This window comes from Gemmatimonadota bacterium (genome assembly GCA_016719105.1).
Lineage (GTDB): Bacteria > Gemmatimonadota > Gemmatimonadetes > Gemmatimonadales > Gemmatimonadaceae > SCN-70-22.
The window spans coordinates 279460-299751 of sequence record JADKAQ010000046.1; the positions used below are offsets into that span (position 1 = coordinate 279460).

Below are 20292 nucleotides of genomic sequence, written 5' to 3' on the forward strand. Positions count from 1 at the left end.
GCACCACCACGCACGTCGCGGGGTCCGGGTAGCTTTCCGGACCCCGCGTCACGTTCCCCCCAGCGCGCCCTATCGCTTCGTGCCCTCCTCACCGTCAGCTGCACCCCCGGCCACCGCCGACGACGAGTCGCTACGCCACTTCGGCGTGACCGCGGCGACGGCCGTGATGGTCGGGAACATGATCGGGACCGGGGTCTTCACCGCCCTCGGCTTCCAGGCGCAGGCGCTGCACAGCGGGGCGGCGCTGCTCTCGCTCTGGGCCATCGGCGGGCTCATCGCGCTCTGCGGAGCGCTGGCCTACGCCGAGTTGGGGACGATGTACCCGCACTGCGGCGGCGAGTACGTGTACCTCGGCCGCGCCTGGCACCCCATGGCCGGCTTCCTCGGCGGCTGGGTGTCGATGACGGTCGGCTTCGCCGCCCCCATCGCGCTCGCCGGGATCGCCTTCGGGCGCTACGTCTCGGCCATCGTTCCGATTCCGCCGCTCGCCGCCTCGCTGGTGGTGCTGGGCGTCGTGGCCGTCGTGCACCTGGCGGGGCTGCACGCGGCCAAGCGCTTCCAGCTGCTCATCACCGGGACGCAGTTCATCCTCATCGCCGCCTTCATCACCGCGGGGCTCCGGCACGCACCGGCCGCGCCGCTCCACATGGGGCTCGACGGCGCCGCGTGGCGCGAAATCGTCTCGACCCCGTTTGCCGTCTCGCTGGTCTACGTGTCGTACGCCTTCACCGGGTGGAACGCCGCCGGCTACATCGCCGGGGAAATCACGACCCCGCAGCGCTCCATCCCGCGGGCCATCGTCATGGCGACGCTGGTGGTCACGGTGCTGTACGTCCTGCTCAACTGGGCCTTCCTGCGCACGGTCCCCCTCGACACGCTCGCCGGCCGCGTGGAGGTGGGGGCACTCTCGGCCAACGCGATGTTCGGGCGCACGGGGACGATCGTGATGAGTGCCATCATCGCCACCGTCCTCATTGCCACCATCAGCGCCATGGTGCTGGGTGGATCGCGCGTGACCTACGCCGTCATGGCCGACCTCCCGCGGTGGCGCGTGCTGGGCAAGCGCGCCGCCAACGGCGTCCCGCGCAACGCCATCGTCGCGCAGGTGGTCCTGATCCTGGTCCTGCTCCTGACCAACTCGTTCGAGCAGGTGATGCTCTACGCCGGCTTCACCCTCAACCTCATGTCGCTGCTGGCCGTGCTGGGGATGATGCGGTTGCGCTGGACGATGTCGTCCACGCACCGCCCGTACCGCGCGTGGGGTTATCCGGTCACCCCGCTGCTCTACGTGGCGCTGAGCCTCTGGACGCTCGGGACGCTCCTGCGCGAGCGTCCGGTGGAGTCGATCAGCGGGCTGGGGACGCTGGTGGTCGGGATGGGCGTCTGGTGGTTGGCGCACCGTCCCGTGGCCGCCGCGGTCGCCGGCGACTCATCACGTTAGGCGACGGGCGCGGTCACCACCGCCGCACGGTCACAACCGCGGCGCCACCAGCTCGCGCACCTCGGCCGAACTGTGCACCGGGATCACCTCGAAGTCGACGAGGTCGGCCCAGTTGGCGATCCAGGCGTCGAGCAACGCGCGCTCGTCGCACTCCATGACCTGGTAGCAGTGCGCGAGGTCGTGCGTCACCCAGCTGTCGACGTAGCGCAGGCCGTCAGGGGCAAGACGTCCCTGATCGCGAAAGCGGCGATAGACCGGGAGCGGGTCGCCGTGGTGGAAGTGCTCGATGATCATGTAGCGCATGGCACCGACGAGGCCGGAGGGAGACCAACAACGAGGGGGGCGATCCACGCGGAATCGCCCCCCTGATCATTCCTCCCGAACGTCTCCGCGGCAAGCGATCAGGCTGGGTGCATCCCCAACCCGCCCGCGCCGCCTGCGTGCAGCGCGGCGTTGAGGCGCGCCTCGGCAATCAGTTCGCGCGCCCGTGCACAGATCTCGTCCATCGACGGCGTGTCGGGGATCATGCTGCGGGCAGCGGCGCGCAGCTCGTCCATCGTGGGAAGGTGCGGGAGTCGCGCTTCCAGCTCCGCCATGGTGGGCATGTGCGGGAGCCGAGCCTGCAGCTCCGCCCGGGAGGGCAGGTTGGGAAAGCGCGCCTGCAGCTCGGACATGCTGGGCATCTGGGGGAGGCGCGCCCCCAGTTCCTGGCGCGTAGGGAGGTGCGGGAGGGTGTGCAGGTACGCCTCGATCGCCTCACGATCGACCTTGGCCGCCAGCTGCCGCGCGATGCGCTCGATGGTCGCGCGCCCAAGGCCGCGGGTATTGGCCACGACGTCGGCTGGAGGGGTCCCCATGTCGTGGACCACACCGATCGCCTCCAGCCCCTTGAGGACGTAGTAGGTGACGTCGACTTCCCACCAGCGGAATCCCTGGCGCGCCGAGCGCTGGTAGGCGTGGTGGTTGTTGTGCCACCCCTCGCCTAACGTGATGATGGCGAGCCACCAGTTGTTGCGCGAATCGTCGCCGGTGGCGTAGCGCTGCTTGCCGTGCACGTGCGCCATCGAGTTGATGAAGAAGGTCCCGTGGTAGAGCAGGACCGTGCTCCAGAAGAAGCCGACGACGAGTCCCTGCCAGCCAAACGCCGCCCCGATGATCGCCGCGAGGACGAGCGTCGGGAGCTGCTCGAAGCGCAGGAGAAACATCAGCTCCGGATACTTCGCGAGATCGGGGACGCTATCGGGATCGATCGCGTCGTAGCGCTGGTCGAAGATCCACCCCATGTGCGAGTACCAGAAACCGCGATGCCGCGGCGAGTGCACGTCGAACTCGGTGTCGGAGTGCTTGTGGTGATGGCGGTGCAGCGAGGCCCACCACAGCACGCTCTTCTGCGACGTCGACTGCGCCAGAAAGGCGAGGACGAACTGGAAGGCGCGGCTCGTCCTGAACGCGCGATGCGAGAAGTACCGATGATAGCCCGCCGTGATGGCGAACATGCGCAGGACGTAGAGCCCGAGGCAGAGGGCGATCATCCCCCACGAGACCCCGGTCCAGAACGCGCCGAGGCAGGCCAGGTGGACCAGGACGAACGGGACGGCATCCGGGTAGATGATGTCGTCGTGATACTCGGAGCGCGGCGGGCGAACGGCGGGAGCGGGCACGTCTGCGGTGGCAACGGGTGGTCGTGGAGCGCCAGGGACGCAACGAGGGCCCCGTCAACCGGAGGGGCCCCCGCCGCACGAAGGGAAGCTACCGAAAGACGATCCGTTTCGCCCGACTTCACCGGTACGCGCCCGTCGGCGAACGGCCGCGCGGTGACCATCACCTCGACGGACCACTCGCAGCGGCAGGGCGCTCAGCGGCGGCCAGTTCCTCGACGAGCAGACGGTCGGCGCTTCCATGGATTCGTACAGCTGAGCGCGAGTGGCGTACCGCGCCAACGCGCCACACATTCGGTGCGGTGATCGCTGGACAGGGCGCGACGTCCCTTCCGCGACCGCGCGTCTCGCCCGACGACCGGGATCGCGCGACCACGCCCCGCTGCCACTCCCCGCGCACGACCTGCACTCGCACAGGAGCCACCAGGTGGACCCCAAGCACAACGACGCAACCGGACTTCCCTTCGGCGACGTGAGCCGCCGCGACTTTCTGCACGGCTCCGTCGCCAGCGCCGCCCTCTTTGCCTTGGGCGACGGGCACCGTTTCGCCTTCCTCGAGACCGAGCAGGATGCGGTGGTCGCGCAGATCACGGCGCAGCACGAGGCCACCGTGCGCATGATGCGCGAGTGGATCGCCCTGCCGTCGATTGCCGCCGAGAACCTGAACTATCCGCAGGGCCCCGACTACATGGCCAAGCTGGCGCGCGACGCCGGCTTCCAGCATGTCGAGGTCATCCCGACCGCGGGGAAGTCTGGCGTCTTCGCGACACTCGACGCCGGCGCCCCGACGTCGCTCGCGGTCTACATGATGTACGACGTGAAGCAGTTCGACCCGAAGGAGTGGAGTTCGCCGCCGCTCGAGGGGCGCCTCGTGGACCGTCCGGGGCTCGGCAAGGTGATGATCGGGCGCGGCGCGACCAACACGAAGGGTCCGCAGACCGCCTTTCTCGCGGCGCTGCACGCCTTCAAGGCCGCCGGCCGCAAGCCACCGGTCAACATCGTCCTAGTCGCCGAGGGTGAGGAGGAAATCGGGTCGCCCAACTTCCGCGAGATCGTCTTCAAGCCCCAGGTGGAGGCGGCGCTCAAGAAGTGCGTGGGAATCATCATCCCGTTAGGCACGCAGTCGCCCGACGGCTCGGTGGAGATCAACCTCGGCGCCAAGGGGATCGTCGAACTCGAACTCGTCTCGACCGGGGACAAGTGGGGGCGCGGCCCCAAGCTCGACGTACACTCGAGCCTCGCGGCGCACATCGACTCGCCCGTGTGGCACCTCGTGCAGGCGCTCAACACGCTGGTCAAGGCCGATGGGCACACGCCGGCAGTCGCGGGCTTCTTCGACAAGGTGAAGCCGATCACCCCCGAGCAGATGAAGATCATCGACGCCGCGATCCCCAAGCGCAACGAGGCGATGACGAAGAAGGGGCTCGGCGTGCAGCACTTCATCGACGACGAGCCCTGGCGACAGTCGCTCATCCGCCTGGTCTCGCAGCCCACGATCAACATCGAAGGGCTGGTGGCGGGCTACACCGGGCCCGGCGGCAAGACGATCCTTCCGCACCGTGCGGTCGCCAAGATCGACATGCGCCTCGTCCCCGACATGACGGCGAAGGATGCGCTGGCGCTGCTCAAGGCGCACCTCGCGAAGCATGGCTTTGGCGACATCGAGGTGAACATGACCGGGGGCTACGATCCCACGGAGACCCCCGCCGATGCGAAGCTCGTCGCCGCGATGGCGGGCGCCTACAAGAAGCTGGGGACGGAGCCGACGCTCTGGCCGCGCCTGGCAGGGTCGTGGCCCGGCGTCACGTTCACCGGTGCGCCGTTGCGGCTCCCGGCCGGTCAGTTCGGCCTGGGGCACGGCGGCGGCGCCCATGCGCCTGACGAGTTCTTCCTCGTCGATTCGACCAATCCCAAGGTGGCGGGGCTCGATGGCGCGGTCCGCAGCTACGTCGAGTTGTTCTACGCCTTGGCGTCGGCCTAACGAGCCCGGCCACGCACGTTTCGCTGGCGTTTCCACACGCGGGCTCCTCCGGTCGAGGAGCCCGCGTGGCATTGGATGACGCCGGTACGCGGCGCTCGCCCGCATTTCACTCCTGCGAGCGATGGACGCGCATGACCTCGACCGGTACGCTGGAGAGATCGTCAACGCGGGGAACTGCAATGCGCATACGGGAGGACCACATGGTCGATTTCGGGCCAGTGCGATCAACGACGGCTCGTGGTGACCTCCCGGCGCGAGTGGTCGTACGATCGCGCCCTGACGGGTCCGGCGACGATCTGGCGCGCCATGCGCCGCGCCCGTGCGTGGGCCCCGTGGACGCGCTGCTGGATCCGTGGGGCTTTCTGGGTCCTGCCTTCGGGCGATAGGCCAGGCGCTCCGCACCGCTCTGCCCTCGCCGTCGCTCCCTGCGACGGCGGGGGCGCGCGGCATCTCGACGCTTACGACGTCGAGCGCCTCCCAGGACCCGGACGGAGCATCCGGATGAGCAACAGCAGCACGACCGCGCCGATGAAGGCAACCAGGATCGTCCCCGGCAGCCCGCCGAGCGGCACGGTCACACTAAGCGCCGAGAAGATCCAGCCGCCAAGGACTGCCCCCACGACTCCCACGACGATGTCGCCGACGAGTCCATATCCGATCCCTCCGACTACCGCGCTGGCCAGCAGGCCGGCGACGAGTCCAACGATAAGCCAGGTGAGCAGGTCCATTTCGTCCTCCACGAAGAGCCGTCCTTCGGGATCCGCACACCGGACCCCACACCATGCCGGCAGCGTGCTGCGCCAGGCAGATGTCGCCACGCAGTATGTGAAGCGGCGCCGGGCGAGGACATCGCTCCGACGAGCGGTCGTCGTGCGATGCGGCACTCGCTCCTTGGAGCGAGTACGCCCAGCGCCCCAACGAGCGATGGTGAGCGGTTCCCCCAGGGCCTAACCTCCGTATGCGTCGCAGGCGGAGGCGGTTGTCGTGCGCGACCTGCACCTCGGGGCGACTCGTTCGCTCCGGCACAGACGCATTCTCGACACCACAAGGTTGGTTATGCCTAGCACTTGGTCATTCCACGCCCCAACGCGTCCCGTGTTCGGCGCGGTCCTCGTCGCCGTTGCCCTCGCCACCACGGCGTGTTCGTCGCTCAGCCGGAAGCAGAAGGGAGGCGCGATCGGTGCCGCCACTGGCGCCGCCGTCGGCGGTGTCATCGGAAACCAGACCGGCTCGACTGCCCGGGGAGCGATCATCGGCGCCGTGGTCGGCGGAACGGCTGGCGCCATCATCGGCCACCAGATGGATCAACAGGCAAAGGAGCTCAAGCTCGAGATCCCCGGCGCGACGATCGAACGGGTGGGCGAAGGCATTCAGGTGACCTTCGCCTCGGGGCTGCTGTATGACTTCGACTCCGACGCGATCCGCTCAGACGCCGCACAGAACCTGCAGAACCTCGCGGCAAGCTTGAAGAAGTATCCCAACACCAGCCTGCTGATCGTCGGGCACACCGATGCACTCGGCAGTACGACCTACAACCAGGACCTGTCGACGCGCCGCGCCAACTCGGCGTCGGGCTACCTGTCCATGCAGGGCGTCGGCGCCAACCGCCTGCGGACCTCGGGGCGGGGCGAGATGGAGGCGGTCGCCTCCAACGAGACCGAGATGGGACGCCAGCGCAATCGCCGCATCGAAGTCGCGATCTATTCGAGCGGCGCATCGTGAGGTAGTCGTTTGCCGAGCGGGCGCACGCGCCCCTCGGCCGTGCCATTGAAACGCTGGCCCCGGCGATTGCCGGGCCAGCGTTTCGTCGTGCAGGGTGCCGACCGTGGGCGACTGCAACACGCGTCGTGCAACTGCCTCCGTTGCGGGCCGCCCCTGCGCGTCGTCCGTGCGCCCACATCCTCACCCGCACCTCGACACCCTCCACGGCCGGCACGATACTTCTGCTTCCTCATATCCGTGCAGAGATGACCGAACCGTTCTCGCGCCGCGACTGGCTCAAGACCGTTGGTGCCGTGAGTGCCGGGGCCCTCGTCCCGCTCGACTCGCTCAGCGCCGGGGCGACCCATACTGGGGCCAGCGCGACTCCAGCGGTCCCCGCACCACTCGCCGTGCGCGACCTGTACGCCCCCGGCGACATCGTCGAGCTCTCGTCCACCAGCGAGGTCTTCATCCCGCCGCGCGGCGACTCGCTGATGAAGTTCTCGTTCGACTTCCCCGAGCCCGGCGTCGTCTTTGGCGATCATCGCTTCTCGTTCCTCTTCTTCACCGAAGAGAACACCTACGCGATGGATCGCTCGGCTATGCGCGCCAGCGGCAACGCCGACGCGCTCGAGCTCACCTGCTCGGGACTCGTCTGGGCCGGCGGACAGGAAAAGTCACCCGGCACCGTCAGCGTCAAGTTTCGCCGCACTGGGCGCACCATCGACTGGGACATCACCGCCGAGCTACCGCATTCCATTCGCTCGATCACGACGGTGATTCGCGACGTTCCTCGGGGACACGTGTCGTTCGGCGGCGGCGCGCTCATCGATCCCAAGGACGGCGACCTGCTGGGTGGCTACACGTTTGGAGCAGGCGACCTGCACGGCGCGCAGGTCCCGTACAGCATGAACACGCCGCTGGCGGTGGTGAAGGCGGGAGACAACGACTTCCTCTACCTCACCACGCGCGACACGCGCGTGCGCCCCAAGCGCTACTACTTCCAGGCCGGCGAGCGCGCCTTCCGCACCGAAGCGATCTATGAACATGATGGGTGGCGCAACGACACGACGTGTCGTCGTCCCCACCTGGCAATTGGGACACACCGCCACGCTCGACGAAGCCATCGCGCTGCACATGGCGCACATCGAGCGCGCCTTCGGCATCCCGACGTGGGAGAGCCGCACCGACGTCCCGGCGTGGATGCGCAACACCGCGCTGGTGATGACGATGCACGGGCAGCACTTCACCGGCTTCATCTTCAACGACTACGCGCAGCAGCTCGCCATCCTGCGCTGGGTGGCGACGAAGATCCCTGCCGAGCGGGTGCTCGTCTTTTTGGCGTCGTGGGATGGGCGCTACTACTGGGACTACCCCAACTACACCGTGCCAGCCCGCATGGGAGGCGAAGCGGGCTTTCGCACCCTCATCTCCGAAGCGCAGAAACTGGGCTTCAGGATGATGCCGATGTACGGCACCAACTCGGCGAACCGCAAGCAGCCCGCCTGGGACAAGGTCAAGAGCGGGGCGACGCACAAGATCGACGGCGACATCTACAACCTGAACTGGGTGGACTGGAACAACGACCGGCACCAGGACGGCTGGCTCACCTACATGAATCTGGGCGACGACACCTGGCGTCAGTACATGGAAGGGCGCATCGCCGAGACCATCGAACGCTTTGGCGTCGACGCGTACTTCCTGGACATCGTGGGTGGGCACGTGAACAGCACCAACGGCGACATGCACGAAGGGACGCGGTTGCTGGTGCAGAACCTGCGCGCCAAGTACCCCAAGGTGTTGGGCGTGGGCGAGATGCCCTACGACGCGCAGCACGCCTTCATCCCCGTCTATCACGCCGGCAACGGGCCGCTCTGGCGGAAGTACTCGCGCTTCTTCTCGCACCTGAGCGCGCCGGCCCCGGGACGCGGCAGCAGCGGCGTCCACGAGTGGGGCTTCGGGCGCTTCAACCAGGAGACGCTGGGGCTCAACCCCAGCGCGATCCCCACGCTGCAGGTGGTCGACGATACCTTCACCAAGCACCGCGACACGATGTCGGCGATCATCGCGGCCGCGAAGACGCGCGCGGGGATCGCATGAGCAGAGAGCGCAGTCCCCGGAAGGGGGTGGGCCCCTACCGCAGCGGCACTCGCACGCCGGCCAAGGCGTCGCGCGCCATGCGCGAGGCGGTGTGCGAAGCCAACATCGAGCTGTTCCGCCGCGGACTGGCGCGCTTCACCTTCGGCAACGCCAGCGCCGTGGATCGCGAGCTGGGGCTCATCGTCATCAAGCCGAGCGGGGTGCCGTATGGCGCGCTGACCCCGGCCAAGATGGTGGTGACAGACTTGTTAGGCGTGGTGATGGAAGGAACGCTGCGACCGTCGTCGGATCTCGCGACGCACGCCGCCCTGTATCGCGCCTTTCCCGCCATCGGCGGCGTGGCGCACACGCACTCGATGTTCGCGACCGTCTTTGCCCAGGCGCAGCGTCCCATCCCCTGCCTTGGCACCACGCACGCCGACTACTTCCACGGCGCCATTCCCGTCACCAAGCCGCTGAAGGCCGCCGACATCGCGACCGACTACGAACTCAACACCGGGCTGGCGATCGTGAAGCGCTTCAAGTCGCTCGACCCGATGGCGATGCCGGCGGTGCTGGTGGCCAATCACGCCTCGTTCACCTGGGGGGCGACCATCGCCGACGCGATCGACAACGCCTCCTATCTCGAGGAGGTGGCGACGATGGCGTATCACACGCTTACCCTCTCGCCCGACGCGCGTCCGGTGAACGCCTCGTTGCTCGACAAGCACTTTCTGCGGAAGCACGGCGCCAAGGCGTACTACGGGCAGGAGACGTGATGCGCCACCTGTGGACGTGCGCGCTGGCGGCGACGCTCGTCGTCGGCTGCCGCACCGCGCCCAACCCGCGCGTGGCGCGCGCCGACGACGCGATGCTCTTCTCGTACTTCACGCGCAACGGCGACGACGGGTTGCACCTGGCGTACAGCGAGGACGGGACGACGTGGAAGCCGATCAACGGCGGGCGCTCCCTCCTCACACCCGCCGTGACCGGGAATGGCGTCGGGTGGCAGGAGTGGGAGACCAAGGCAGCGCTGATGCGCGACCCGTCGATCCTGCGTGCACCTGACGGGACGTTCTACATGGCGTGGACCATCGCCTGGACCGATCGCGGGATCGGCGTCGCGCACTCGAAGGACCTGATCCATTGGTCGGAGCAGCGCCGCATCGGCGTGATGGACCACGAGCCCAACGCGCTCAACGCCTGGGCCCCCGACCTCTTCTTCGACGACGCCACCAACGAGTTCGTGATCGTCTGGTCCACCTCGATTCCGGGGCGCTTTCCGGCCACCGACTCACTCGCCGAAAAGACGTCGCGCGGGCGTGCCGACCATCGGCTGTACTACACGACCACGAAGGACTTCGTCACCTTTGCGCCCGGCAAGCTGCTGTACGACGGCGGCTACCCGACGATCGATGGGACGATCGCCAAGGTCGGCGCTCGTTATGTGCTGGTTATGAAGGACGAGACCTTCTTTCCCGAGCGTCGCAACCTGCGCGTGGCCTTCGCCGACAAGGCGACCGGGCCGTACGGCCCGGCGTCGCCCGCCTTCACCGACCTGCACACCGAGGGGCCGTCGATCCTGGCGACGGGCGGGTGGTGGTACGTGTACTACGACGAGTACACGCGCGGGCACTACGGTGCGGTGCGCACGCAGGACTTCGTCACGTTTGACGCGTATCGTGATTCGTTGCGCACGCCGCGGGGGATTCGGCATGGGTCGGCGTTTCTGGCGCCGAGGGCGGTGCTCAATGGGTTGCTGGCGCTGGACTCCCCCAAGAAATAGCGCGCCCCTTCCAAGCGGCGCGCCACTTCGTTCGCGGGCCTCCACGCTCCCTAACGAGCGGCCCGCACCTCAGCCGCAATCGCTCGAAGCGCCGGCAACACATGCCCTATCGCCGCCGGCCCCGAATCCGGCACCCCCATCGCGAAGTACAGCTCGCGATAGAGCGCATACAACCGGTCGTACACCGCCACGTCGCGCGCATCCGGCAGCACCTCGCGATACCCCGGACACAGCGCCGCCTGCGCCTCCTCCACCGTGTCGAACGCCCCGCACGCCACAAAGGCGAAGATCGCAGACCCTAACGACGTGATCGACGATTCGGGGACGAGCACCGGAAGGTTCAGCACGCTCGCATAGACGCGGTTGAGCACCTCGTTCTTCTGCGGAATGCCGCCGCCGTGGATCACCCGCCGCACCGGCACGCCATGCTCGCGCATGCGGTCGATGATGATGCGCGTATGGAACGCCGTCCCCTCGATGGCCGAGAACAGGTCATCCTCGGCGGTGGAGTTGAGGTTCCAGCCTAACGTGACGCCCCCAAGGTTGGGGTTCACCAGCACCGTGCGGTCGCCGTTGTCCCACGTCAGGCGCAACAACCCCGTCTGCCCGCCGCGATAGTCGGCAATCTCCTTCGACAATTCGCCCACGCTGCGCCCCGTGCGCGAGGCAAGCGCCTCGAACAGGTAGCCGCAGGCCGAGAGCCCGGCCTCGATCCCCATGAGTCCCGGGTGAATCGAGCCGTCGACCACGCCGCACACACCCGGCACCAGCCCCACGTCCTCGGCGACCCCCATGATACAGGTCGCCGTCCCGATGACGTTGACGATGTCCCCCTCGGCGATCCCCGCGCCGATCGCGTCCCAGTGCGCATCGAACGCCCCGACCGGAATGGGAATGCCCGGCGTCAGGCCGAGTGCGGTCGCCCACTCCTCGCACAGCTCGCCGGCGATGTGGTCGGAGGTGTGGTACGGGCCATCGAGCTTGTCGCGAACGCCCGCCAGCAGCGGATCGACGGCAACGAAGAACTCCTCGGGCGGAAAGCCGCCAAAGAGGTCGTTCCAGAGCCACTTGTGTCCCATCGCGCAGATGCTACGTGGCACCTGGCGGTGGTCGGTGATGCCGCAGAGCACGGCGGCGACCATGTCGCAATGCTCGAGCGCCGTGACCAGGCGGTCGCGCTTGTCGGGGTTGTGCCGGAGCCAGTGCAGCAGCTTGGCAAAGCCCCACTCCGACGAGTACACGCCGCCACACCAGTCGATGGCGGGGACGTTGAGTTCGTGCGCGATGGCCGTGATGCGCGCCGCTTCGTCCTTGGCGCGGTGGTCGCACCACAGGTAGTAGTCGTCGAGCGGGACCAGCCCTTCGCCAACGGGGATCACCGTCGAACCCGTGGTGTCGAGCGCGATCGCCTGCACCTCTCTCCCGCTCACCCCCGCCGACTGCAACGCCTTCTGCATCGCGTCCACCAGCGCGCGCATGTGCGCGTCGTGCGACTGCGTGGCAAAGTCGGGGTCGTTGCGGTCGCGCTTGACCGGGTACTCCGATACGCCGTGCCCGATCACCCGCTTCACGCTGTCCACGATGGACACGCGCACGCTCTGCGTTCCGAAGTCCACTCCGGCAACGATCGTCATGGTCAGGCGTGCCTCAGGACGTCCCAGCCGAGGTACTGCGTGGTGGCCTCGTGCACCGCGTCGGCCACGTGCGAGAAGGTCCCGGCCACGTGATGCTCGAACCCCTGGCGGCAGATGTGGTGCAGGAGCGGCTGCAGGTTGGCAATCTCCACCACGCCGGCCCCTCCAAATGTTGACAGCTTGTCCTTGGTGAAGCGCCCCTCGCCCACGTAGCCGCGAATGGCGCCGGTGCGGTCATCGGTGGAGAAGCGGGCGAACGACATCGCCCCCGCCTTCACCTTGCCGACGATCGTCCCATAGGTGTTCTCGCGCCCCACCGTCCCGGCGATGATCTCCTGGTAGTCCATCACCGGCGCCTCGAAGAAGTCGCGCGGGAGGTTGCTGCAGTGGAAGCAGACCGCCTTGTTGGGATCGTCGCCGTAGTTGTTGTTCCAGTCGAGCAGCGCGGCCGGCGTCTGCGAGGCGAGCGTCAGCGCCAGCATGCTGATCGTCCCCATCACGTCCACTTCGCACGCACTCGGCAGGTTGGCATTGCTCATCATGCTCATGAGGGTGCACGGCACCACGCCAAAGAACTCCTCGAGCGAGGTCCAGCACTGCACGGCGCTCACCGTGACGTCGACTTCCTGCATCCAGCGATCCATCACCAGCCCGAGCTTGGCCATTTTCATCAACGCGGCGTCGGGGACGCCGCTGGTGTCGACGTACGCCGTCATCTCGGCGAGCTTCTTCTGCACCGCCGAGTCCTTGTCCTTGAGGCGGCCGATGCGTCCGAGGATTTCCGACAGGTCGATCGGCTCCACCGAGATGCCGGCACGCTCGAGGATCTTCTCGCTGTAGCGCACCGTCTTGAACGCCGCCGGGCGCGCGCCGATGGCGCCAATGCGCGCCCCGCGCAGCCCCTTCACCACGCGACAGGTCGCGGCAAACTGGCGCAAGTCACGGCGAAAGCCCGCAGACTCCGGGCGCTGCGTGTGTTCCGAGGTGAGCGAGTAGCGGATGCCGTACTGCGAGAGGACGTTGCAGGCCGACATCTTGCCGCAGAAGGCGTCGCGCCGGTGATCGATCTTCATCTTGGCCGGGTCGTCCGACGTGGCATGGATGAGGACGGGGACGTCGAGTCCCGCCAGGCGCAACGTATCGGCAATCGCGCGCTCGTCGCCGAAGTTGGGGAGGGTGACGACGACGCCGTCGATCTGCTCGCGATGCTTCTTGAACAGCGCAGCACAGGCCTTGGCCTCCTGTCGGCTCTCGATTGCGCCGTGATTCGTCGCCTCCGCGTCGATGATGACGGCGTCGATCCCTTCCTCCTCGAGGGCGCGCAACATCTCCACGCGCCCCGTGGCGGCGAGGTGACCGGGGAAGAAGCCGCGATTGCCGACGATGACGCCGAGCGTCACACGGCGCTGCGGAGGGGCGGCGAGCTGTTGCCGCGCGGCAGACTGTCGTTCACGGGCGACGCGAGCCTTGCCGCCGACGTTCGATTCGAGCTTGGTGATGGCCATGACGGGAGCAGTGATGACGGGTTGAGAACGCCGTAGACGCTACAGGCGACGCCCGGGGTACGCTATAGGCGAACGCGCCCCTCCCGCCGGCCGCGTTGACGCCCTAGGGACCACCGGTAAGTTTGGTCGCGCCCCCCTCACCTCACACCGTGCACCCTTCGACGTGACGAACGCCGACACCCCGCCCTCGCTCTTCAATCGGCTCAGCGGATCGGTCCTGCGCTCGCAGCAGTTCGGGCTCGTCATGGTGCTCTTGCTCCTGGGGACCGCGCTCACGCTGAGCGCTGGGTCGCACATCGATCCACAGACCAACCAGAGCGTCAATAACTTCCTCAACCGCTACACGCTCATCCAGATGGCCACCGACGCCAGCGCCTTCGCCATCATGGGCGTGGGGGCGACGCTGGTGATCATCGCCGGTGGCATCGACCTCTCCGTCGGCGCGATCTACGCACTCGCCGGGGTGACGATGGCGATGGTGCTGCGGGCGGTCGGGCCGATGGACCCGGCGATGACCGTCCTGCTGGGGCTCGGGACATGCCTCGCCGTGAGCCTCGTGTGCGGGCTGGCGAATGGCGTGATGGTCATCGGCCTCGGCGTGCACCCGTTCATCATCACGCTCGGCACCATGTGGATCGTGCGCGGCATCGCCTTCGTGATCAGTCGCGCCGAAAGCATCCTCATCCCCACACCGCTCACCGCGGTGGCCAAGGCGCCGCTGGGGCTGGGGACCGCGCTCTACCCGGTGCCGTTGCTCAGCATGCTTCTGGTGACCATCGCGGGCGGCGTGTACCTGTCGCGCACGGTGGCCGGACGGCACATCTTCGCCGTCGGTGGCAACCCCGAGGCCTCGCGCTTTTCCGGGCTCAACGTCTCACGCATCACGCTCGGCGTCTTCGTCCTGTCGGGGCTGGCCGCCGGCTTCGCGGCTTTCCTGGGTGCGGCCTTCTACGGCTCGGCGACCTCCTCCGACGCCAACGGGTACGAGTTGTATGTCGTGGCCTCGGCGGTGGTGGGCGGCGCCTCGCTCTCCGGCGGCAAGGGGAGCGCAATCAGCGCGATGCTCGGCGCGCTGCTCATCGTGACGATGCGCCAGGCCATCCGCACGTTGCACCTGGACCAGAACTACGAATGGATCATCATCGGCACGGCGCTGATCGTGGCGGTGGTGCTCGACCAGCGCGGGTGGAAGAAGCTGGCCGAGAAGCTCTCGGCCCCTGCCTGACGCCACCGCACGCCCTTCCCTTCACCCTGAGTCTCATGTCTTCCCTGACTTCCTGGATCACGCGGGCGTCGCGCCCGGCGCTCGCCGCTGCATCGATTGCACTCGTGGCCTGCGGGGGCGGTGGTGGCGGCGAGGCGGGGGCGGCCAAGGGCGACGCCCCGGCGGGGAAGACCTTCACCATCGCGATGATCGCCAAGAGCTCCACCAACCCGGTCTTCCTCTCCGGGCGACAGGGGGCCGAGGCGGCCGCGGCCGAGCTCTCGAAGGAGCACGGCGTGACGGTCAAGATCGACTGGCTGACTCCGCCTAACGAAGACGGTGCGGTGCAGTCGCAGCGCATCTCGGAGGCGGTGAACTCCGGCGCCAACGCCATCCTCCTCTCGGCCAGCGACGCCGCCAAGGTGACCGGCGCGGTGAACGAGGCGGTCGATCGCGGCGTCCCGGTCATGACCTTCGACTCGGACGTCCCCAACTCCAAGCGCTTCTCCTTCTACGGCGGCGACGACGTGAAGATGGGGACGCAGGTGATGGAGGAGCTGGCAACGCAGATGGGAGGCAAGGGGAAGATCGCCATCATCGCCGGCAACCAGAACGCGCCGAACCTGCAGAACCGCGTGAAGGGAGTGCGCGAGACGGCGGCCAAGTATCCCGGCATCACCATCGTCGACGCCTTCTACCACGCCGAGACGCCGCAGGACGCCGCGGCCGAAGTGCTGCGCATGAAGAACGCGTATCCCGAGGTGAACGGGATCGTGATGATCGGCGGGTGGGCGCTGTTCACGCGCACGCTCCTCACCGACCTCGATCCCAAGAAGATCAAGATCGTCTCGGTCGATGGCCTCCCGGCGCAGCTGGCGTACGTCGAGTCTGGGTTGGCCCCGGTGCTCTTTGCGCAGCCCACGTACAGCTGGGGCTACGTGTCGGTGAAGACGATCTTCGACCACGTGTATCTCAAGAAGCCGGCGCCCGCGATGGTGCAGATGGAGCTGGTGCGCGTGTCGAAGGACAACCTCGGGACGTGGGCGCGACAGTTGAAGGAGTGGGGCTTCTCGGACGTCGATCCCAAGTACCTCGCGCTCGAGAAGTAGGTGAGCGTCCCGCGCGTCCGCTTTCGTGGCGTCACCAAGCGCTTTCCCGGGATGGTGGCGCTGCGCGACGTCTCGTTCGACGTGGCGCCGGGGACGTGCCACGCCATCTGCGGCGAGAACGGCGCGGGAAAGAGCACGTTAGGCAAGATCCTCTCGGGGCTCCACCACCCCGATGGCGGGACGGTGGAGCTCGACGGCCAGCCGGTGCGCTTCGGCACGCCGCGCGACGCGCTGGGCGCCGGCGTGGCGATGGTGCACCAGGAGCTGGCCTTCTGCGACAACCTCACCGTCGGCGACAATCTGTGCCTGCGCTCGCTCCCGCATCGCTACGGTTTCGTCGACGCCGCGGCGCTCCGGCGGCGGGCGCAGGAGCTGCTTTCCGCCGCCGGTGCGCAGATCGACCCGTCGCGCCAGATGTCGTCGCTGAGCGTCGCCGAGCAGCAGCTCGTACAGATTGCAGCGGCGGTGGGGGAAGGGGCCAAGGTCATCGTCTTCGACGAACCCACCAGCTCGTTAGGTGACGCCGAGTCCGAGCGACTGTACGCGCTCATCCGCACGCTGCGCGCCCGGGGTGTGACGCTGCTCTACGTGTCGCATCGCATGCCGGAGATCTTCGCGCTGTGCGACACCATCACGGTGCTGCGCGACGGGCAGCACGTGGCCACGCAGCCGACGTCAGCGTTGACCGAAGCGGCGCTGGTGCGGCAGATGATCGGGCGCGAACTGGCGGACTACTATCCGCAGCACGCCACCACACCGCGGGGCGAGGAGCGGCTGCGCGTCGAGCGGCTCACCTCGCCAGGACGGTTTGCCGACATCTCGTTCAGCGTGCACGCCGGCGAAGTGGTGGGGTTGGCGGGGCTGGTAGGGGCAGGGCGCTCGGAGATTGCGCAGGCGATCTTCGGTCTCGACCCCGCGTCACGCGGCGAGATCTTCGTGCGCGGCAAGCGTGTCACGATCGCCAATCCACGCGATGCCATGCGGCACGGACTCGGCTTCGTCCCCGAGGATCGCAAGAAGCAGGGGTTGGTGCTGGGGATGCGCGCGCGCGAGAACGCGACGCTCCCCACGCTGTCGCGTTTCGCGCGCGCCGGCTGGGTCGATGGCCAGGCCGAGCGCGCCGCCGTCGACGCGAGCTTCGCGCGCGTGTCGTTGCGCGCGACGGGGCGTGAGCTGCTGGTGTCGTCGCTCTCTGGCGGCAACCAGCAGAAGGTGGTGCTCTCGAAATGGCTCACCGCCAACAGCGAGCTCCTCATCCTCGACGAGCCCACGCGTGGCGTGGACGTGGGGGCCAAGGCGGAGTTGCACGCATGGATCGACCAGCGCGCCGCGGAGGGGGCGGCGATCCTCCTCATCTCCAGCGAGCTCCCGGAGCTGCTCACGCTGTCGTCGCGCATCCTGGTGCTGCGCGACGGCACACTGCGGGGTGAGGTGACGCGCGAACAGGCCACGCAGGATGGGCTGCTGCGATTGATGGCCGGGCTGGCGTAAGCTGGTCGCCGGCGCGCACCGCCGGCGACAACGGCCGCGGGCCTAACGCCTCGTGGTACGCACCTCGAACACCGGCGCGATCCGCCCGCTTCCCACGGCCTGGAATCGCACCGTCACCACCCCCTTTCCCTGCGTGAGCTGCTGCGGGATGGGGTACGTCGCCTTGTAGAAGCCCGACGCCGAGTAGTTGGGCGCGTGCGGCCCCACGCTCGTGCCATCGACCAGGATGTCGAAGGGGCCCAACTGCGGCGGAAGCCCGGGCTCCACGAAGTGCGTGATGACGAGCGCCATCTGCGTGTCGCCCTCGACCGGGAGGTCGTAGGAGAACCATCCCAGGCCATTGCGCTGCGTGCGTCCTTCGTTGCGCCCGACGGGGCGGTCGGCGGGGTCGCTGCGGTAGTTGGCCGCCTTCTCCGAGTCCGTGTTGCCAGCCACCACCTTGCCTATCGTCGCCCGTTCGATGCGCGACTCGGCGTCGCGTGCCGCGGCCAGCAGCGCCAGCTTCTCGTCGTACTGCGCCGGCGTGAGCAGGTCGAAGTAGAGCGAGTAACGCTTGCGGTGCGTGCGATGGAACGGGGCGAGCGCGATGTCGGGGGCCACGGCGTTGGACTCCGGCAGGCGCGCCACGCGCCGGATGCGGAAGTCGCCGGCGCTCCCAGCCAGCTCGACGAAGTCGGTCACGGTGCGGGACGTCGATACCAGCATCGGGACCGGGGTGCGCGGCGTGGTCTGCGCGTTCTCGTCGATGTCGGCGAGCCGCGGCCCCATGTCGCCCGCGAGCGCCAGCGGCCCCCACATGATCGCCGTCACGCGCGGATCGTCGGGCGTCGGCTCCAGGTGCAACGACTTCGGCATCACGAGTGAGACGGTGTCCCCTGACTTCCACGTGCGCGTGACGTTGACGTAGCTACTCGACGGTGCGGTCGACTCGTTGCCGATCCCGCCGGCGCGCCCGCCGGCCACCGGATCGCTCAACGTCTCGAACTTCGGCTGCGGGATCGGCGTCCCGTTCACCGCAATGGTGAAGCCGTCGCCCGCCCAGAACGGACGGCGTACGGCAAGGGTGAAGGCCTTGGGCGCCGGCAACGTCACCGTGACCGTCGCCGAGTCGCCGTCGGGGAACGACGTCTCGAGCGCCAGTTTCGCCTTGCCCAGCGTGAACTCCGCCGTCGACGGGACAAACAGGTTGAGCCAGATGGTGTCGCGCGACTCGTACCAGACGCCCAGCCCGTGCAGGGCGTGGCTCTCCATCCCCGACCCCACGCAGCAGGTGAAGTCGCGCTGCATGTCCTGGTACTCCTGCTGCTCGCCGCGCCCCACCGGCACCATGTACGAGGTGCGCCCGTCGTTCGGGTCGATCGAGGCCAGGATGTGGTTGAACAGTGCGCGCTCGTGAAAGTCGGCGTACGCCGCATCCGGACGCAGCGAGAAGAGGCGCCGCGACAGCTTGAGCATGTTGTACACGTTGCACGTCTCGGCGGCGCGCCCGTCGACGCGCGTGCTCAGCACATCCGGGGGGCCCCAGTACTCATTGAGCCCGTGGCCGCCGCTGGCGTAGCTGTGGTGCCTCACGACGCGGTCCCAGAAGAAGGTCGCCGCGACGATGTCCTCCATCTCCCCCGTATACGCATAACGCGAAGCCGAGCCGATGAGCTTGGGGATCTGGCAGTTGCCGTGCTTCCCCGAGAGGTTGTCCTGGTGCCGCTTGAGCGGCTGTGTGAAGGCGTGATGCTCGAAGCGCTTCGACAGCGTGAGCCAGCGCACGTCGCCGGTGTCGGCGTAGAGGTCGGCCAGGATCTCGTTCATCCCGCCGAATTCGGTGAGCAGCATCTTTTGCACCTGCTCGTCGCTCAGCGGCTTGAGCACGCCTTCGGCCCACGCCGCAAAGGCGATCTCCACCTGCAGCGCCTGCGCATTGCCCGTGTGGCGATAGGCATCACGCAGCCCGGCGTACGTCTTGTGCAGCGTGTACCACGGCGACCAGAGCCCGTTGAGGTCGAACGAGCCGGACTTGATCTCTCCCTTGGACAGCCGCGCGAACGATTCGCGGAGCCCTTCGAGCGCCCCCACGTAGCCGTCGCCGTTCTTGCGCTGCACCTCGGCGAGCTCGCGCACGAGGTAGTCGGCGCGTTGCTTGAAGCGCACGTCGCCCGTGGCCTGGTACATCAGCGAAACGCCGGAGAGGTGATGCCCGGCGATATGCCCGGTGAGGTTGCGTCCGTTGCCATCCCACCCGGTGTAGCCCTTGGCCTTTGGCGTGAGCCCGGCGCGCTCGCGGTAGTACGCGAGCATGCGGTCGGGGTCGAGCGCCAGCAGGTACTCGCGCGTGAGGTCCTGCGCGTGCTTGAGCGGCCCCCCCGTCAGGCGCACGCGTCCGAGCGGGACGGGCCGCGCCTTGACCAGCTTCTTTTCCATGGCCAGCGCCGGCGTCTCGGCAGGAGCGGCGGCCGTCGCGGTGGCCTCGACGGAGGGCGCGTCGGCCGCGGTCGCGGTGTCGGGGACCAGGGCGCCGATGGTGAGGGCGGCGGTGGTGGTCGCCGAGGTCTTCAGGAAGTCGCGACGAGCGTTGTCCATGGCAGGGCGGGCGGGATGAAGGGACCGGGCGCGCTACAAGAATCCGTCGCGCCGCGCGCCGCGGCAAGTCGAGACGCGCCCGCCCGGTGGACAGCCTCGACGGTGGGCGGTAACGTGGCGTCTCCCATA

General features: G+C 68.1%; 15 protein-coding genes. 9 read left to right on the plus strand and 6 right to left on the minus strand.

The window, feature by feature from the left end:
• Window positions 1-79 precede the first annotated feature (79 nt).
• On the plus strand, window positions 80-1441 hold the full coding sequence (locus IPN47_25385) for an amino acid permease (GenBank protein MBK9411312.1): 1362 nt from the start codon (window positions 80-82) through the stop codon (window positions 1439-1441).
• 30 nt (window positions 1442-1471) lie between these two features.
• Here the strand turns inward: IPN47_25385 and IPN47_25390 are convergent, their stop codons facing one another.
• Window positions 1472-1744, minus strand: a complete 273-nt coding sequence (locus IPN47_25390; GenBank protein MBK9411313.1) for a DUF3303 family protein — start codon at window positions 1742-1744, stop codon at window positions 1472-1474.
• A gap of 98 nt (window positions 1745-1842) precedes the next feature.
• A complete protein-coding gene (locus IPN47_25395; GenBank protein ID MBK9411314.1) occupies window positions 1843-3102 on the minus strand; it encodes an acyl-CoA desaturase in 1260 nt (419 codons plus the stop codon).
• Window positions 3103-3715: 613 nt separating this feature from the next.
• Between IPN47_25395 and IPN47_25400 the strand changes: the two genes are divergently transcribed.
• Window positions 3716-5080 (plus strand): M20/M25/M40 family metallo-hydrolase, encoded by a 1365-nt coding sequence (locus tag IPN47_25400; protein MBK9411315.1) that lies wholly within the window; start codon window positions 3716-3718, stop codon window positions 5078-5080.
• A gap of 458 nt (window positions 5081-5538) precedes the next feature.
• Here IPN47_25400 and IPN47_25405 read toward each other — a convergent pair whose 3' ends face one another.
• Window positions 5539-5808: a GlsB/YeaQ/YmgE family stress response membrane protein gene (locus IPN47_25405; protein MBK9411316.1), complete on the minus strand. Its 270-nt coding sequence runs from the start codon at window positions 5806-5808 to the stop codon at window positions 5539-5541.
• Window positions 5809-6136: 328 nt separating this feature from the next.
• Between IPN47_25405 and IPN47_25410 the strand changes: the two genes are divergently transcribed.
• The 4 genes from IPN47_25410 (at window position 6137) to IPN47_25425 (ending at window position 10646) form a co-directional block, all read left to right on the plus strand.
• A complete protein-coding gene (locus IPN47_25410) occupies window positions 6137-6802 on the plus strand; it encodes an OmpA family protein (GenBank protein MBK9411317.1) in 666 nt (221 codons plus the stop codon).
• 1026 nt (window positions 6803-7828) lie between these two features.
• Window positions 7829-8881, plus strand: a complete 1053-nt coding sequence (locus IPN47_25415) for a hypothetical protein (protein ID MBK9411318.1) — start codon at window positions 7829-7831, stop codon at window positions 8879-8881.
• The gene (gene araD / locus IPN47_25420; protein ID MBK9411319.1) at window positions 8878-9639 is read left to right on the plus strand and encodes an L-ribulose-5-phosphate 4-epimerase AraD; all 762 of its coding nucleotides are present in this window, start codon (window positions 8878-8880) and stop codon (window positions 9637-9639) included. The genes IPN47_25415 and araD overlap by 4 nt, the downstream gene beginning before the upstream one ends.
• Window positions 9636-10646, plus strand: coding sequence for a glycoside hydrolase family 43 protein (locus IPN47_25425; GenBank protein MBK9411320.1), 1011 nt, complete (start codon window positions 9636-9638; stop codon window positions 10644-10646). Before araD ends, IPN47_25425 begins: the two co-directional genes overlap by 4 nt.
• A gap of 50 nt (window positions 10647-10696) precedes the next feature.
• Here the strand turns inward: IPN47_25425 and IPN47_25430 are convergent, their stop codons facing one another.
• Window positions 10697-12280 carry a ribulokinase gene (locus IPN47_25430; GenBank protein ID MBK9411321.1) on the minus strand — a complete coding sequence of 528 codons (1584 nt, stop codon included), beginning with the start codon at window positions 12278-12280 and terminating at the stop codon, window positions 10697-10699.
• A 2-nt stretch (window positions 12281-12282) separates the two neighbouring features.
• Complete coding sequence (locus IPN47_25435) at window positions 12283-13785, minus strand: L-fucose/L-arabinose isomerase family protein (protein MBK9411322.1); 1503 nt, start codon at window positions 13783-13785, stop codon at window positions 12283-12285.
• A gap of 163 nt (window positions 13786-13948) precedes the next feature.
• Between IPN47_25435 and IPN47_25440 the strand changes: the two genes are divergently transcribed.
• Genes IPN47_25440 through IPN47_25450 form a run of 3 tightly spaced genes read left to right on the plus strand, consistent with a single transcriptional unit; the run spans window position 13949 to window position 17589 of the window.
• A complete protein-coding gene (locus IPN47_25440; GenBank protein ID MBK9411323.1) occupies window positions 13949-15010 on the plus strand; it encodes an ABC transporter permease in 1062 nt (353 codons plus the stop codon).
• A 35-nt stretch (window positions 15011-15045) separates the two neighbouring features.
• Window positions 15046-16098, plus strand: a complete 1053-nt coding sequence (locus tag IPN47_25445) for a substrate-binding domain-containing protein (GenBank protein ID MBK9411324.1) — start codon at window positions 15046-15048, stop codon at window positions 16096-16098.
• A gap of 51 nt (window positions 16099-16149) precedes the next feature.
• On the plus strand, window positions 16150-17589 hold the full coding sequence (locus IPN47_25450; protein MBK9411325.1) for a sugar ABC transporter ATP-binding protein: 1440 nt from the start codon (window positions 16150-16152) through the stop codon (window positions 17587-17589).
• 42 nt (window positions 17590-17631) lie between these two features.
• On the opposite strand, the gene IPN47_25455 is transcribed toward IPN47_25450, so the two are convergent.
• Window positions 17632-20163, minus strand: coding sequence for a glycoside hydrolase family 127 protein (locus IPN47_25455; protein ID MBK9411326.1), 2532 nt, complete (start codon window positions 20161-20163; stop codon window positions 17632-17634).
• Window positions 20164-20292: the final 129 nt, after the last annotated feature.